Origin of the sequence: Pseudomonas sp. PB120 (assembly GCF_009761815.1) — a bacterium.
GTDB lineage: Bacteria > Pseudomonadota > Gammaproteobacteria > Pseudomonadales > Pseudomonadaceae > Aquipseudomonas.
The window spans coordinates 45,299-59,974 of the sequence record NZ_RWIN01000017.1; the positions used below are offsets into that span (position 1 = coordinate 45,299).

The window sequence follows — 14,676 nt, forward strand, 5'->3', positions numbered from 1 at the left end:
CATGTCGATCGAAGTGCGTAACGTCAGCAAGAATTTCAATGCGTTCAAGGCGCTGAACAACATCAGCCTGGACATTCACAGCGGCGAGCTCGTGGCGCTGCTGGGCCCGTCCGGTTGCGGTAAAACCACGTTGCTGCGGATCATCGCCGGCCTGGAAACCCCGGATCAAGGCAACATCGTGTTCCACGGTGAAGACGTTTCCGGGCACGACGTGCGTGATCGCAACGTGGGTTTTGTGTTCCAGCACTATGCGTTGTTCCGCCATATGACGGTGTTCGACAACGTCGCGTTCGGCCTGCGCATGAAACCGAAAAACCAGCGCCCGTCCGAAAGCCAGATCGCGGTCAAGGTCCATGAATTGCTGAACATGGTGCAACTGGACTGGCTGTCCGATCGCTACCCGGAGCAACTCTCCGGTGGCCAGCGCCAGCGTATCGCCCTGGCCCGCGCCCTGGCGGTGGAGCCGAAAGTCTTGCTGCTCGACGAACCGTTCGGCGCCCTCGACGCCAAGGTCCGTAAAGAACTGCGTCGTTGGCTGGCGCGGCTGCACGAAGACATCAACCTGACCTCTGTTTTCGTGACCCACGACCAGGAAGAGGCGATGGAAGTGGCCGACCGCATTGTGGTGATGAACAAGGGCGTGATCGAACAGATCGGTTCACCGGGCGATGTTTACGAGAACCCGGCCAGCGATTTCGTCTATCACTTTCTGGGTGATTCGAACCGCCTGCACCTGGGTGAAGACAACCACGTGTTGTTCCGCCCGCACGAAGTGTCGCTGTCGCGTCATGAGCTGGAGGATCACCACGCGGCCGAGGTACGTGATATCCGCCCGCTGGGTGCGACGACGCGGGTGACGCTGAAGGTCGAAGGCCAGAGCGAGCTGATCGAAGCTGAAGTGGTGAAGGATCACGACAGTCTGATCGGGTTGGCGAAGGGCGAGACGCTGTTCTTCAAGCCGAAGGTCTGGCAGAAACTCGCTAACGTCTAAAACCATCGCGAGCAAGCTCGCTCCTACATTGGATCGGTGTTGACCACAAAATAGGTGGACAACCCAAAACCCTGTGGGAGCGAGCCTGCTCGCGATAGCGATCTACGCCGCAGCGTTTTTCTGACGCAAACGCACGCCCCCGGCCCGCGCCTCGATCTGCTCTTTGAGCTCATGGCGCAGCCCCAGCATGAACGCCAGTTCAGCCACTACAAACAACGGCCCGACAATCAGCCCCGACACATCATCGACAAACGCCGGTTTGCGCCCTTCGTAATGGTGACCCACAAACTGAATTGCCCAGCCCACCACAAACATCCCGAGACCGCTTGAGAGCCAGACCAGCGTACTTTGCTGCGCAATCACCTGACCCGCCCAGATGCACAGGCCGAGCAACACGGTCATCAATACGCCGAGGCGCAACTCCAGGCGCAGGTAAAACCACGCCGAGGCCACTGCGGCCAGCACCGCCGGTGACGCCCAGCCCCCCGCCCACTGCGGCCGCGACAGCAATACCGCCACCGCCACCACAATCAGTGGAATGCCGATAAAGTGGCTGGCAATGTTGCGGGGATCGCGGTGGTAAGCGGCGTATTGACTGAGATGGTCAACGAGGCTTTTCATTGTTGTTCCTCCTATAGGGTGGACCGATCATGCCCCGGGTTCCCTTTTCGCTCTGTCGGGCAGGCGACAATCTTTAGGAGTTTCCATGGATATGCAGGTCTGGCGTTCGCGCCTGATGACCGGGCAATGGTTCAGCCATCTCCCTGTTCCCTTGCAGGATAGTCTGCTGGCGGCGGCTCGCGTGCGACGCTTGTCGTCCGGGCAGCTGCTGTTCAAGCGCGGCGATCCGCCTTGCGGTTTGTATGCGGTGCTTGAGGGCTCGATACGTATCGGTGCGGTCAGCGAGCAGGGCAAGGAAGCATTGCTGAGCGTGGTGGAACCGCCGCACTGGTTTGGCGAAATCTGCCTGTTCGACGGCCAGCCACGCACCCACGACGCCTTCGGCGTGGGTCAGTGCGTCCTGTTGAATATTCCGCAAAACGTGTTGCTGGCGTTGCTCGATGAGCAGCCGGTGTACTGGCGGCAATTGGCATTGCTGATGAGCCAGAAACTGCGCATGACCTTCATCAATCTTGAACAGCTGAGCCTGATGCCGGCGGCGGCAAGACTGGCGCATCGCTTGCTGATGATCGCGGACGGCTATGGCGAAATCGCCCCGCCGCGACGGCGGTTGCAACTGCCTCAGGAGCAACTGGCATCGATGTTGTCGCTGTCGCGCCAAACCACGAACCAGATTCTCAAGGATTTGCAGGGGCAGGGAATCATCGACCTCAGCTATGGCGAAATCGAAATTCTGGACGCCGTTCGGCTGCGGGCCTTGGCGAATTTTTGAAAAGCAGCGTTATAGGTGGGCTTTGTCGTCGAAGGCGCCTAGCCTGTGACGACGATAATCGAGGTGTGCCATGCGTGTGCTGTTAGTGGAAGACGAACCGGAGACCGCCAAACTCCTGGCCAACGGCCTGAATGAGGCGAGTTACTCCGTCGATGTGGCGCTAAACGGCATGGACGGTCGGCGTTTCATTGAGACCGGCGACTATGAGCTGATCATCCTCGACGTCATGCTGCCGGGGCTCAACGGCTGGCAGTTGCAGCAGCAAGTCCGCAAGCTCGGCGAGACGCCGGTGCTGTTCCTCACGACCAAAGACGGCATCGAGGATCGGCTGCGCGGGTTGGAGTTGCATGAGGATGATTACTTGCTGAAGCCGTTTACTGTGAGCGAACTGGTGGCGCGGGTGCGTAAGTTGTTGCGGCGGGATCGAGGGCGGTAAATTCTTTTGCCCTGGTTAAAAAATGAACTGGACTTAGTCAACAATCTGCACTAAATACAATGCATACACAGATTTTGTTGGTTTTTGCACGGTATACAATGCAGGAAATGAAATGGAAAACCTCGGAGAACTAATCCGCTCGCTCCGCAAGGAGCAAAAGTTGTCTCAGCAGGCGCTGGCAAAACAATACGGCATGAGCCGCTCCACGATTTCCGGTATCGAGAACAACACCATCGCTGAAATCGGCCTGCGCAAGGTTGAGGCCATCCTCAACGGGTTCGGCTACGAACTCACCGCCGTACCGCGCCGGTCGAAGCGCCCCACTCTGGACTCGCTGAAAAAGGCCAACTTCCATGGTTGAGTCGCTGGAGCCGGACCGGCTGCACATCAACGTTTCTGGAACCGCAGTCGGCACGCTCGGTCGTGGTCAGCCGCGCAGCGATTCGGTTTTTACCTACGCCGAAAACGCGCGGGAAGAAAACTCGGTGTCGTTGACCATGCCGGCCCGCCTCGAAAGTTACACTTGGGAACATGGGCTCCCGCCAATATTTGAAATGAACCTGCCAGAGGGCGCGTTACGCGATGAACTGGTGCGTCGTTTCAGTAAAGCGGTCAGAGGCTTCGATGATTTTTCGATGCTGGCGATCGTCGGCCCCTACCAACTGGGTCGAGTGGGTATTGCAAGCGTGGAAGATGCGAGCGAGCGTCCACCGGAAACCAGCCTCGCAGATCTTCTGGTTCATGACGGTACACAAGGCTTGTTTGATGATCTGCTGCGCACCTATGGCCAGTATTCGGGCGTTTCCGGTGTACAGCCGAAGGTGCTGATTCGTGACAGTGCAACCACCGTCGACCGGCTGACTCATCGCGGCGCGACGCACCTAGTCAAGTCCTTTCGGCCTGAGGAATATCCTGAACTCGCCGCCAACGAATATTTCTGCATGCGCGCCGCGCTCCATGCAGGGCTTGAGGTCCCTACCTTCGAACTCAGCGAGCAGGGCAAATTTCTGGTCGTCGAACGCTTCGACCTCAACAGCCAGGGGTATTTGGGGTTTGAGGATTTTTGTGTTCTCAACGCTTGGCCTTCGAAAGCCAAATACGATGGCTCATACGAAGGTGCCGCCAGGCAGATCAAGGCGTTCGTCTCCCCACCGTTGCTCAATCAGGCGCTTGAGTCTTTTTTCAAGATCGTTGCGCTTTCGTCTGCGTTGAAGAATGGTGACGCTCACCTCAAGAACTTCGGCGTGCTGTATGAACATTGCGGCCCCGATGCGCTAATAAGCCTCGCTCCCGCCTACGACATCGTCACGACGTCGGTCTACATAAAGTCCGACAGCATGGCGTTATTGCTGGGAGGATCAAAAGCATGGCCCAAGTACAAAGTGCTGATGCGCTTTGGTCGGTCGGCCTGCAACCTGACCGAGGGGCGTTGCAATGAGTTGTTGCAACAAGTCGCCCACGGGATGGCCGTGGCAATGACCGAGATGGAGCTTTACATCAAAGCCAACAGCGTCTTTGCGGACGTTGGGGAAACGATGATTGAGCAGTGGAAATCAGGCGTCGCACGCAGCCTCACGAAGAGTTGATCAGCGCAACCCATCCCGAAACTGCCCCGGCGTCAGCCCCGTCCAGCGCTTGAACGCGCGGCTGAAGCTGCTGGTATCGGCGAACCCCAACAGATAACTGATTTCACTCAACGAGCATTGCGGGTCGCGCAGGTGCAGCAGCGCCAGGTTCTCGCGACTCTCGTTGAGCAGCGTGTCGAACCGACAGCCTTCGTCCGCCAGATGCCGTTGCAGGCTGCGCAAGCTCAGGTGCAGGGCCTTGGCGATGTGTTCTGCACTGGGTTCGCCTTCCGGCAGTTGCTCTTCAATGGCGTCGCGGACCTTGCGCTCCCAGGTCAGCGGTTTGAGCTGCGCCAAAGTGCGTTTAAGCACGGTTTCGTTGTGTTCGGCCAGTTCCGGATTCGCGTCGTCCAAGTGGCTGTCGAAGTCCACCAGGGAAAATTCCAGCCGGTCTTCGTCCGCCGAAAAGTGCACCGGCGAGCGAAAGACTTTGTGCCATTGATGCGGGTCTGCCGGTTCCGGCCGGCGCAAGTACACCGCCAGCGGCGCGTAATCCCGGCCCAGCCGATTGCGGCAGGTGCGCACGTAGATCGCGGTGAACGCGTCGATGGCTTCGAAGGCCGGCGCCGGATTGCCCGGTGGGATTTTCAGGCGAAAGCGATAACGATCCTCGGCGCGGCTGAGCTCAAGCTCAAGGGCATCGCTGACCACCTGGTGATAACGCACGATGCGCTCGAACACTTCCCGCAGGCTGCCGCTGGCCACCAGCGCATAACCGAGCGCATGAAAGGTGGTCGGGCTGACGAACCGCGAAACCCGCAAGCCAATCGCCGGGTCGCCGCTGACCTGCACGGCGAGTTCCCACAGGCGCGTGGTGCTGGACAACGGGTAACGGGCGTTCGGGTCGTCCATCAATTGCGGGTCGAGCCCCGCCTGGTGACACAGGGCGGTGCTGTCGAGGCCCAGGGCGTCGAGTTGCTTGCGCAGGGCGCGGGTCCAGCTGGCAAGGGAGGTCGGTTCAGTCATGCTGATTGGCGCTTCCGGTCAACAGGTTGGCGTTCACGGCTACCGTCCCGGGAAGGTTCTCAGGGCAGGATGCGAACATCAATAACCAGAGGATGGAAGCATGCACGGTACTTCTGCAAGTCCCCAGCGACTGAATGCAGCGCAGCGATCAGCGCATATTCGCGAAGTGGTGTTGGCCAAGGGCGTCGAACTGCGTCAGCGCTACCCGATACTCAACCATCAGGACGCCGTCGGCGCCGGCATTCTGGCCTTCGCCCTGGCCGGAATGATCGGCTCGTCAGCGCTGTACATGACCGGCCAGATGGCCTGGTGGGTGTGCCTGTTGCTCAACGCTTTTTTCGCGTCGCTGACCCATGAACTGGAGCACGACCTGATCCACTCCATGTATTTCCGCAAGCAGCGGGTACCGCACAACCTGATGATGGGCCTGGTCTGGCTGGCACGGCCGAGCACGATCAACCCATGGATTCGCCGCCATCTGCACCTCAATCACCACAAGGTATCCGGCACCGAAACCGACATGGAAGAGCGCGCCATCACCAACGGCGAACCCTGGGGTTTCGCCAGGTTGCTGATGGTCGGCGACAACGTGATGTCGGCGTTCATCCGTATGCTGCGGGCTAAAACCGCCGCGCAAAAAATCAGCATCGCCAAGCGTGCGCTCAAGGTCTACGCGCCACTGGCGCTGGTGCATTGGGGCGCGTGGTATGTGTTCCTCGGATTCCATGCTGCCAACGGCGTCGCGCACTTGCTGGGCGCGCCGATCGAGTGGTCGGCGACCACGTTGTCGGTGATGCAGGTGATCGATATCGCGGCCGTGGTGATCATCGGGCCGAATGTGTTGCGCACGTTTTGCCTGCACTTTGTCAGCTCCAACATGCACTACTACGGTGACGTCGAGCCCGGCAACGTCATGCAGCAGACGCAGGTGCTTAACCCTTGGTGGATGTGGCCGATGCAGGCGTTCTGCTTCAACTTCGGCAGCAGCCACGGGATCCATCACTTTGTCGTAAAGGAACCGTTTTACATTCGCCAGATGACCGTGCCGGTGGCGCATAAGGTGATGCGCGAGATGGGCGTGCGGTTCAATGATTTCGGCACGTTTGGCCGGGCGAACCGGTTTGTGCGCAAGGACAAGACTGAAGTCCAGAAAGTGCGTACGGCTCAGGCTTGAAGGATGAAGATGAAACTCAAAACGGCGTCGGCGCTGGTCATCAATCTGACCCATTAGGTCGATATGTTGTGACTCAGGAAGTCACCGGGCGTATGAAATGAATATGCGTTTATCGTCTATTAAAGTAATTAAATATTCCTTTAAAAGATAAGCGTTTCAGCCAATCATTGCGCTCAGCGACGTTGATTTTGCGCTAACAGGTTTTGAGTTTCCGGGGCCGTCTCCTTGGCAGGGTGCGGTCCCTTTTTTTTGCCCCGAATAATGTGCTGGCCGATGACCCTCGTAGGAGTGAGCCTGCTCGCGATAGCGGTGTGTCATTCAACTTGTGTGTCGACTGACACGGCCTCATCGCGAGCAGGCTCACTCCTACATAGATTGTGTTGTATATGCGATATAGGTCTTAATAAATAGCTTCTTATTCCTTAACGAATATAACTCTCCTCCCTATACTTGCTCGGGAACAGACACGCAGAAAGGAGAGTTCCCCCATGCGCAACGAATCAATTCGCTACCTGATTGTGCCGGGCTGGCAAGGATCGCCAGAAGATCATTGGCAAAGCCATTGGCAGAACAGCCTGCCGAACAGCGCACGGGTGGAGCAGGATGACTGGCTCACCCCGCGACGTGAAGACTGGGTGGCGGCACTGGCCGAGGCGATTGCCGCCGACAGCACGCCCGTGATCCTGATCGCCCATAGCCTGGGTTGCATCACCGTCGCCCATTGGGCCGCCACGGCGCCTCTGCAATTTTTACGTCAGGTGCGCGGCGCTTTGCTGGTTGCTCCCGCCGATGTCGAGCGCCCGGCCTGTGTGCCTGCGTTGCGCAATTTCGCACCGATCCCGACACACCTGCTGCCCTTCCCGAGCCAGGTCGTCAGCTCCGACAACGACAGCGCCGTGAGTGCGCCGCGAGCGCTGGAACTGGCGCGCAACTGGGGCGCCGAGGCGGGGATTCTGTCGGGGGCGGGGCACATCAACGTCAAGTCCGGTCACCAGCGTTGGGAGCAGGGTTTCGCTTACCTTTATCGCCTGCAAAACCGCATGGAACATCACGCCCTGCGCCGCGCTTGAGCCTTTTCTTTTTTTAACATCGCCCCCGTCTCCCGGCGGTTTTGGGCGGGAGCCTGCCATGAGTTTCGAAACCTTCGGTCAGCCGCTGCTGACCTTTCCAGACGCAGAAAAAAGTCCCCTGAGCATCCGCGCCAAGGCGCTGGTGTTCGTCGATCCGCGCTCCCGGCAATTGCGCCAGGAGCTGGAGCAACTGGCCCCGCGCGCGATCTCGGTGTTGATTCGCGGTGAGACCGGCAGCGGCAAGGAATTGCTGGCGCGCCACATCCATCGCGCCAGCGATCGCGGCGGTTTATTCGTCTCGGTCAATTGCGGCGCGATCAGCCCGACCTACGCCGACGCAGAATTGTTCGGTTATGCCGCCGGCGGCTATAGCGGTTCGGCCAGCAGCCGTGCCGGATGGTTCGGTTCGGCCAATGGCGGCACCCTGTATCTGGACGAGATCGGCGACTTGCCGTTGCCGATCCAGATCAAGTTGCTCGCGGCCCTGGAGAACCATGAAGTCACGCGCGTCGGCGCGCACCAGCCGAGCCCGGTGGACGTGCGTCTGGTGGCCGCGACCAGCATCGATCTGGCCCAGGCAGTGGCCGCCGGAAAATTCCATGAACGGCTTTATCACTACCTCAGCGAAGGTCAGCTCGAACTGCCGGCATTGCGTGAGCGGGTGGGCGATATTCTTTCGCTGTCCGAGTACTTTCTCGGTATCTACAGTCAACGCCTGGACCTGCCCGTGCCATTGATCAGCGAGGCGGCGCAGCAGGTACTGGAGCGGCACAGTTGGCCGGGCAACACCCGGGAGCTGGAAAACGTTATTCACTTTGCGCTGTTGGTGAGTACCGGTGACGAGATTTTGCCGGAGCATTTGAATCTGCCTGATGAGGGGCTGGGGGGCATCGAACATCAACTCAAACAGGTTCTCACCAAGGGTTCCGACGCCGAAAAAGACGCTGTGAAACAGATACTTAAGGACGCCGGCCTCCTGTAGGAGCGAGCTTGCTCGCGATGGTCGTCAACGATGACGCGGGTTTTCTGGATGCCCGTGTTGTTCTTTCGTTTATCGCGAGCGAGCTCGCTCCTACAGGGTAATGCGCGCGCTAGAGCGGTATGAACAAAATGGAATATGAAAGTGAATAAAAGATATTGTTCGGGAATAAAAAATCCCGGTATTGTCCGCGTCACGCCAGCGATAGCATTTCGCCGGCACCTTCATATTTAGCCGTCGCCGCTGGCGACCGTGATTTTCGATAAGGACACTGCATGAAAAAGGTTCTGTTGTTCACCGCTCTGGCGGCTGCCCTGGCTGCAGGCCTGGCCCAGGCTGGCGAGAAACTGGTGGTTGCGGCGACCCCGATTCCACACGCCGAGATTCTGGAACTGATCAAGCCAACCCTCGCCAAAGAAGGCGTGGACCTGGAAATCAAAGTCTTCACCGACTACGTTCAGCCGAACGTGCAGGTCGACCAGAAGCGTCTGGACGCTAACTACTTCCAGACCCTGCCGTACCTGAAAAGCTTTAACGAAGGCAAAGGCACCAACCTGGTGACCGTGATCGGCGTTCACGTTGAACCCTTCGGTGGCTACTCGAAGAAAGTCAAAACCCTGGCTGAGCTGAAAGACGGCGCGACCATCGCGATCCCGAACGAAGGCAGCAACAGCGGTCGTGCCCTGATCCTGCTGCAGAAGGCTGGCCTGATCGAGTTGAAAGACCCGAAAAACGCCTTGGCTACGCCGAAAGACATCGCCAAGAACCCGCACAACTTCAAGTTCAAGGAACTTGAGTCCGCCATGTTGCCGCGCGTTCTGGACCAGGTTGACCTGGACATGATCAACACCAACTACGCGCTGGAAGCGGGTCTGAACCCGGCCAAAGACGCACTGGTAATCGAAGGCGCAGATTCGCCTTACGTGAACTTCCTGGTAGCTCGTCCGGACAACAAGGACAGCGTTGCCATCCAGAAACTGGCCAAGGCATTGACCAGCCCGGAAGTGAAAGCCTTCATCGAGAAGAAGTATAGCGGCGCGGTACTGCCGGCGTTCTGATTCGCGAGGTAAACCCCTTCAAGGTTTCCAACGCCGACGGCTGAAACAGCGTCGGCGTTTTTTTGTGTCCGCAACTTTTGAAGCTGGGGCTTTTGTGGCGAGGGAGCTTGTCGGATCGCCGCACCGTCCCGCTCGGCTGCGCAGCAGTCGCAAACAACCGATGCGGTACGTCAGGCATATCGCGTGCGCAGTTTTAGGGGCGCTTCGCACCCCAGCGCGAGCAAGCTCGCTCGCCACGGAGACCACAGACTTCATTTACCTCAAGATCGTTCAGGCCGCCCTGGCATTCAACGCCCTGCGCAATGCCACCAACAATTTCAAAATGTCCTGCGGATTCATCCGTTGCGGCACTTTTACATCAGCCATTTTTCGCTTCCTTGTGAGTGTTCGGCCGGGGAGTCTGGCCAAAAGTTGTCCGTCCTTGGAGGGGCAATTTGAAAAAAAGATCCTTCCTACGGCGCAAAGGAAAATAGTCGTCTTCCGCCGCCCCGGCAAATCCGCAGGATAGTTTTTTGAGTGATATCAATATGCTTTAACGGTATTTAAATTCTTGTTTTTATACCTTTAAAGTCGGTGCCTGTCGGGCTGTTATCCACTGCCCATGGACCTGCACCACCGTCGCTTACCCCGCGACGTCCAGGATGTTCAATGAACTTCGATTACGCATTTATCCTCAGCACCTTGCCGGCGTTTCTCAAGGCCGTGGGCGTGACGCTGCAGGTCGGCTTTATCGCCATCGGTACGTCGCTGCTGGTGGCGCTGCTCAACGCGACGATTCTGGTGTTCCGCACACCCTATTTGCAGCGCCTGGTCGGCCTCTATGTCGAACTGGCGCGCAACACGCCGCTGTTGACTCAGCTGTTCTTCGTCTATTTCGCTTTGCCGGCGCTGGGCATCAAGGTCTCGGGTTTCACGGCAGCGATTATCACCATGACTTTCCTCGGCGGCGCCTACCTCACGGAAGTGCTGCGCGCAGGCGTGGACGCAGTGCCTCAGGCGCAATTGGAGTCCGGCCGGTCGATTGGCCTGTCCCACGGGCAATTGCTGCGCTACGTGATCCTGCCGCAAGCCGGGATTCTCAGCTTGCCTTCGCTGTTCGCCAATTTCATTTTCCTCCTCAAGGAAACCACGGTGGTCTCGGCGGTGGCGGTACCGGAAATTCTCTACACCACCAAGAGCTACATCGCGCTGTATTACAAAACCTACGAAATGCTCGCCGTGCTGACGCTGATTTGTGTCCTCCTGTTTTTGCCGCTGTCGCTGCTGCTCAGCCGTCTGGAAAGGAGGCTCCAGCATGGCCAGTTCGGGTCTTGAGTTGCTCTGGGTGTCGTTGCCGCAACTGGGTAAAGGCGCGGCGCAAACCTTGTCGATTTCTTTTCTGAGCATCGCCATCAGCACCCTTGGCGGCGTGCTCTATGGCGTGTTGTGCACACTGAATGTGAAATGGCTGAACGCGATTTTGCGGGTCTATCTGGAACTGTTCCGGGCGATTCCGGTGCTGGTCTGGTTGTACCTGCTGTTCTTCGGCTTGCCGATCTTCTTTGGCCTGAGCATTCCGAGCTTCTGGTGCGCGGTGCTGGTGTTGTCGCTGTGGGGCGCCAGCGAGGTCGGCGAGGTGGTGCGTGGCGCGTTGCATTCGTTGCCGCGCGGGCAGCGTGAGGCCGGGTTGTCGCTTGGCCTGAACACCCCGCAACTCTACGGCTACGTGCTGTTGCCTCAAGCGCTGAAACGCATGACCCCGCCGACCATCAACGTTTACACGCGGATCATCAAGACCAGTTCCCTGGCCGTGCTGATCGGCGTGGTGGACGTGATCAAGGTCGGCCAGCAGATCATCGAGCGCACTTACGAATCGGTGCTGATCTACGGCGCCCTGTTCCTGTTTTTCTTCTTCATCTGCTACCCGCTGTCAGCCGCCTCGCGCGTGCTGGAGCGGCGCTGGACGCAAGCATGAGTGCATTGATCGAGTTCAAAGGCTTCAACAAGTTTTTCGGCGAGCAGCAGGTGCTGAACGGCATCGACCTGACGGTGAACCCCGGCGAAGTCATCGTCATCCTCGGCCCCAGCGGCTGCGGCAAAAGCACCTTGCTGCGATGCCTCAATGGCCTGGAAGTCGCCCACAGCGGCAGCCTGAAATTTGCCGGACGCGAGCTGCTGGACAAGGGCACCGACTGGCGCGAGGTGCGTCAGCAGATCGGCATGGTGTTCCAGAGTTACCACCTGTTCCCGCACATGAGCGTGCTCGACAACCTGCTGCTGGGCCCGCTCAAAGTGCAGAGGCGCGAACCGCTTGAAGCCCGTGCCCAGGCTGAAGCGTTTCTGGAGCGCGTGGGGCTGTCGGACAAGCGCGACGCCTTCCCGCGTCAGCTTTCCGGTGGCCAGCAGCAACGTATCGCCATCGTCCGTTCGCTGTGCATGAACCCCAACGTCATGCTCTTCGACGAAGTCACCGCCGCCCTTGATCCGGAGATGGTCAAGGAAGTGCTGGAAGTGATTCAGGGGCTGGCCCGCGAGGGCATGACCCTGTTGATCGTCACCCACGAAATGGCCTTCGCCCGTGCCGTGGCTGACCGAATTGTGTTCATGGATGCCGGGCGAATCCTCGAACAGAACCCTCCCGAGATTTTCTTTACGAACCCGCAAACCGCACGAGCGCAGCAGTTCCTGGAGAAATTCTCCTACGTCGCCGCACTACCCAAAACGACTCAAACAAAGGAACTGGAACTGCCATGAAAACTGCCAAGTCTTCACTCTTTCTCCTGCCGTTGCTCGGCCTCGCATTGCTTGCCGGCTGCAACAAAGCCCAAGAGCCCACCAAGCCTGTGGCCTCCAGCGCCAGCTACCTGGAAAAAATTAAAGCTCGGGACAAGCTGATCGTCGGTGTCTTTACGGACAAGCCGCCGTTCGGGTTTGTAAATGAGGCCGGGCGCTACGTCGGTTTCGATACCGACATCGGCCGTCAATTTGCCAAGGACCTGCTGGGTGATGAAAACAAGGTCGAGTTTGTCGCGGTGGAGCCGGCCAGCCGGATTCCGTTCCTGCAAAGCGACAAGGTCGATCTGATCCTGGCCAACATGACCGTCACCCCGGAGCGCAAGGACGCGGTGGATTTCACCCACCCGAACCTCAAGGTCGCGGTGCAGGCGCTGGTGCCAGATGCCAGCGGTGTGAAGCAACTGGATGACCTGGCGACCCGCACCACTATCGTGACCATCGGCACCACGGCGGACCTCTGGCTGACCAAGAACCACCCGGACTGGAAACTGCTGAAATTCGAGAAAAACTCCGAGTCCTTGCAAGCCTTGGCCAACGGTCGCGGTGATGCGTATGCGCAAGACAACCTGGTGCTCTTCAGCTGGGCCAAGCAGAACCCTGGCTACCGGGTGCTCGACCAGAAACTCGGCGCCGAAGCACCGATTGCGCCGGCCGTGAAGAAGGGCAACGTCGAGCTGCGTGACTGGGTCAACGTAGAGCTGGCGAAATTGGGTGAAGAGAAATTCCTGCTCAAGTTGTACGACCAATATGTGCGCAAGGAATTGAGCGATGACACCAAGCCTGAGAGCGTGATTGTCGAGGGTGGGAAGTGGCAGGGGTGATTCTGTAATTTTTTGCGGCGGTTTCACTGCCGCCTTCGCGAGCAGGCTCGCTCCTACAGGATTCACGTGATCCCTGTGGGAGAGAGCCAGCTCGCGAAAAACTTTCAGGCGCCGCTTGATCCGGCGACATTCACACGCTCATCCATCTGACACCTAGCAGTTCTACTAGGTGTGTGAACGCCATGACCGGTGCAAGCTCAAGCCATGCACTGAAATGGGGGGATCGCTGATGAGCGAGTCAAAAAACCTGATATGTCGCTACCGCTATGATGCTCTGGATCAATTGGCCGGGGCTGACCGTGTAGGGCAAGAAAATCAGCAGCGTTTTTACTGTCGAGACCATCTGGTGAGCGAGCTTCAAGGCGCCTCCAGTCAGCGTGTATTGCGGCACGAATCGCAACTGCTGGCGCGGCAAGCACGCGCCTTCGGTAACCTGGATTGTCAGTTGCTGACCACCGACCAGCAGCGTTCAGTCTTGCAAGTCACCGATGCCGCAGACTCGGTGCAGCAGGTCTATACGGCTTACGGTCATCGGTGGGTTGAACGGGGTTCCGGTAGCCTGTCGGGGTTTGCCGGCGAACCGGTTGATCCGGTGACCGGGCATTATTTGTTGGGCAATGGTCACCGGGCATTTAACCCTGTCTTGATGCGCTTCAACGGCCCGGACCATTTAAGTCCGTTCGGGCGGGGTGGGCTCAATCCTTATGCGTATTGCCTGGGCGACCCCGTAAATTTTACTGATCCGACGGGGCGGTTTGCCGAGTTTGGCCGTTTATTCACGAGTCTCTTGGGCCTGTCGAACACACGGCTAGGGATGTCCCCTGTCATCCCCTCCTATAAATTAGCCAAGGATGCATTGAGATGGGGGCAGTGGGAAAATTGCCAGCCAGGCAGGCCACTGCGGCAGTCAGTACGGTCATGGCCAGTGGTGCGATATTTACAACAGCTTTGACGGGAATAGCCAGCGCCGTTGCGGCGATCACCAAGGACACTAAAGCGGCCGAAATACTGGGGTACGTTTCTTTAGGGCTGACTGCGTTGGCGTTCGTATCGAGAGGGGTTACTTATTGGGCGGCGAAAGCCCCCGGGACTGAAGCCGGTCTGAGGAGTTTTGTGAAGAATAAGGGGCAGGTAATCCCAGCGGCAACGCCTGCTGGATCCCGTCGTTCGTCCCTGTCTTTGTCGACTATCGAGCCCTCGGCTCCGCCGCTCACACCCGCACCCATTGGCTTTGAAAGATTCCTAGAAGGTAGCGATCGAACGTTTTTCAGGAATATCAGAAATATTCGCCGTCATTCCATTTAGAACATCGCATAACATCGGTCGATCAATCTGGCGCACTGGTTTATTTGACGGTGGTCAGGTGCGCCCTTGGAACCCTGTTCTAA

General features: G+C 58.3%; 16 protein-coding genes. 14 read left to right on the forward strand and 2 right to left on the reverse strand.

The annotated features are described in order from the left end of the window. The first annotated feature begins 1 nt into the window (after position 1). Entirely contained in the window at positions 2-991 is a 990-nt protein-coding gene (locus tag EJA72_RS02240; protein ID WP_157709910.1) for a sulfate/molybdate ABC transporter ATP-binding protein, read from the forward strand. A gap of 102 nt (positions 992-1,093) precedes the next feature. Here the strand turns inward: EJA72_RS02240 and EJA72_RS02245 are convergent, their stop codons facing one another. Beyond that, a complete protein-coding gene (locus EJA72_RS02245) occupies positions 1,094-1,612 on the reverse strand; it encodes a DUF962 domain-containing protein (protein ID WP_157709911.1) in 519 nt (172 codons plus the stop codon). Between the two features lie 85 nt (positions 1,613-1,697). Here EJA72_RS02245 and EJA72_RS02250 point away from each other — a divergent pair, with 85 nt between their 5' ends. The 4 genes from EJA72_RS02250 to EJA72_RS02265 all read left to right on the forward strand — a co-directional run bounded on the left by EJA72_RS02250 (position 1,698) and on the right by EJA72_RS02265 (position 4,406). Then, the gene (locus tag EJA72_RS02250) at positions 1,698-2,384 is read left to right on the forward strand and encodes a Crp/Fnr family transcriptional regulator (RefSeq protein WP_157709912.1); all 687 of its coding nucleotides are present in this window, start codon (positions 1,698-1,700) and stop codon (positions 2,382-2,384) included. A gap of 70 nt (positions 2,385-2,454) precedes the next feature. Continuing rightward, positions 2,455-2,820, forward strand: a complete 366-nt coding sequence (locus EJA72_RS02255) for a response regulator (protein WP_157709913.1) — start codon at positions 2,455-2,457, stop codon at positions 2,818-2,820. A 112-nt stretch (positions 2,821-2,932) separates the two neighbouring features. Next, a complete protein-coding gene (locus EJA72_RS02260) occupies positions 2,933-3,181 on the forward strand; it encodes a helix-turn-helix domain-containing protein (protein ID WP_157709914.1) in 249 nt (82 codons plus the stop codon). Next, a complete protein-coding gene (locus EJA72_RS02265) occupies positions 3,174-4,406 on the forward strand; it encodes a type II toxin-antitoxin system HipA family toxin (protein ID WP_157709915.1) in 1,233 nt (410 codons plus the stop codon). Before EJA72_RS02260 ends, EJA72_RS02265 begins: the two co-directional genes overlap by 8 nt. Here the strand turns inward: EJA72_RS02265 and EJA72_RS02270 are convergent, their stop codons facing one another. After that, positions 4,407-5,411, reverse strand: a complete 1,005-nt coding sequence (locus EJA72_RS02270) for an AraC family transcriptional regulator (protein ID WP_157709916.1) — start codon at positions 5,409-5,411, stop codon at positions 4,407-4,409. 100 nt (positions 5,412-5,511) lie between these two features. Between EJA72_RS02270 and EJA72_RS02275 the strand changes: the two genes are divergently transcribed. From EJA72_RS02275 to EJA72_RS02315, 9 genes are all read left to right on the forward strand, one after another. Continuing rightward, positions 5,512-6,585, forward strand: a complete 1,074-nt coding sequence (locus EJA72_RS02275) for a fatty acid desaturase (protein WP_157709917.1) — start codon at positions 5,512-5,514, stop codon at positions 6,583-6,585. A 488-nt stretch (positions 6,586-7,073) separates the two neighbouring features. Then, a complete protein-coding gene (locus EJA72_RS02280) occupies positions 7,074-7,655 on the forward strand; it encodes an alpha/beta hydrolase (protein ID WP_157709918.1) in 582 nt (193 codons plus the stop codon). A gap of 58 nt (positions 7,656-7,713) precedes the next feature. Further along, positions 7,714-8,637, forward strand: a complete 924-nt coding sequence (locus EJA72_RS02285) for a sigma 54-interacting transcriptional regulator (protein WP_157709919.1) — start codon at positions 7,714-7,716, stop codon at positions 8,635-8,637. A gap of 272 nt (positions 8,638-8,909) precedes the next feature. Then, positions 8,910-9,692: a MetQ/NlpA family ABC transporter substrate-binding protein gene (locus EJA72_RS02290; protein ID WP_157709920.1), complete on the forward strand. Its 783-nt coding sequence runs from the start codon at positions 8,910-8,912 to the stop codon at positions 9,690-9,692. A 648-nt stretch (positions 9,693-10,340) separates the two neighbouring features. Beyond that, positions 10,341-11,006: an amino acid ABC transporter permease gene (locus EJA72_RS02295; RefSeq protein ID WP_157709921.1), complete on the forward strand. Its 666-nt coding sequence runs from the start codon at positions 10,341-10,343 to the stop codon at positions 11,004-11,006. Further along, positions 10,987-11,646, forward strand: coding sequence for an amino acid ABC transporter permease (locus EJA72_RS02300; RefSeq protein ID WP_157709922.1), 660 nt, complete (start codon positions 10,987-10,989; stop codon positions 11,644-11,646). The genes EJA72_RS02295 and EJA72_RS02300 overlap by 20 nt, the downstream gene beginning before the upstream one ends. Beyond that, entirely contained in the window at positions 11,643-12,425 is a 783-nt protein-coding gene (locus tag EJA72_RS02305; RefSeq protein WP_157709923.1) for an amino acid ABC transporter ATP-binding protein, read from the forward strand. Before EJA72_RS02300 ends, EJA72_RS02305 begins: the two co-directional genes overlap by 4 nt. Then, entirely contained in the window at positions 12,422-13,288 is an 867-nt protein-coding gene (locus EJA72_RS02310) for a transporter substrate-binding domain-containing protein (protein WP_157709924.1), read from the forward strand. The genes EJA72_RS02305 and EJA72_RS02310 overlap by 4 nt, the downstream gene beginning before the upstream one ends. 229 nt (positions 13,289-13,517) lie before the next feature. Further along, positions 13,518-14,240: an RHS repeat-associated core domain-containing protein gene (locus tag EJA72_RS02315; protein WP_157709925.1), complete on the forward strand. Its 723-nt coding sequence runs from the start codon at positions 13,518-13,520 to the stop codon at positions 14,238-14,240. The last annotated feature ends 436 nt before the right edge of the window (positions 14,241-14,676 follow it).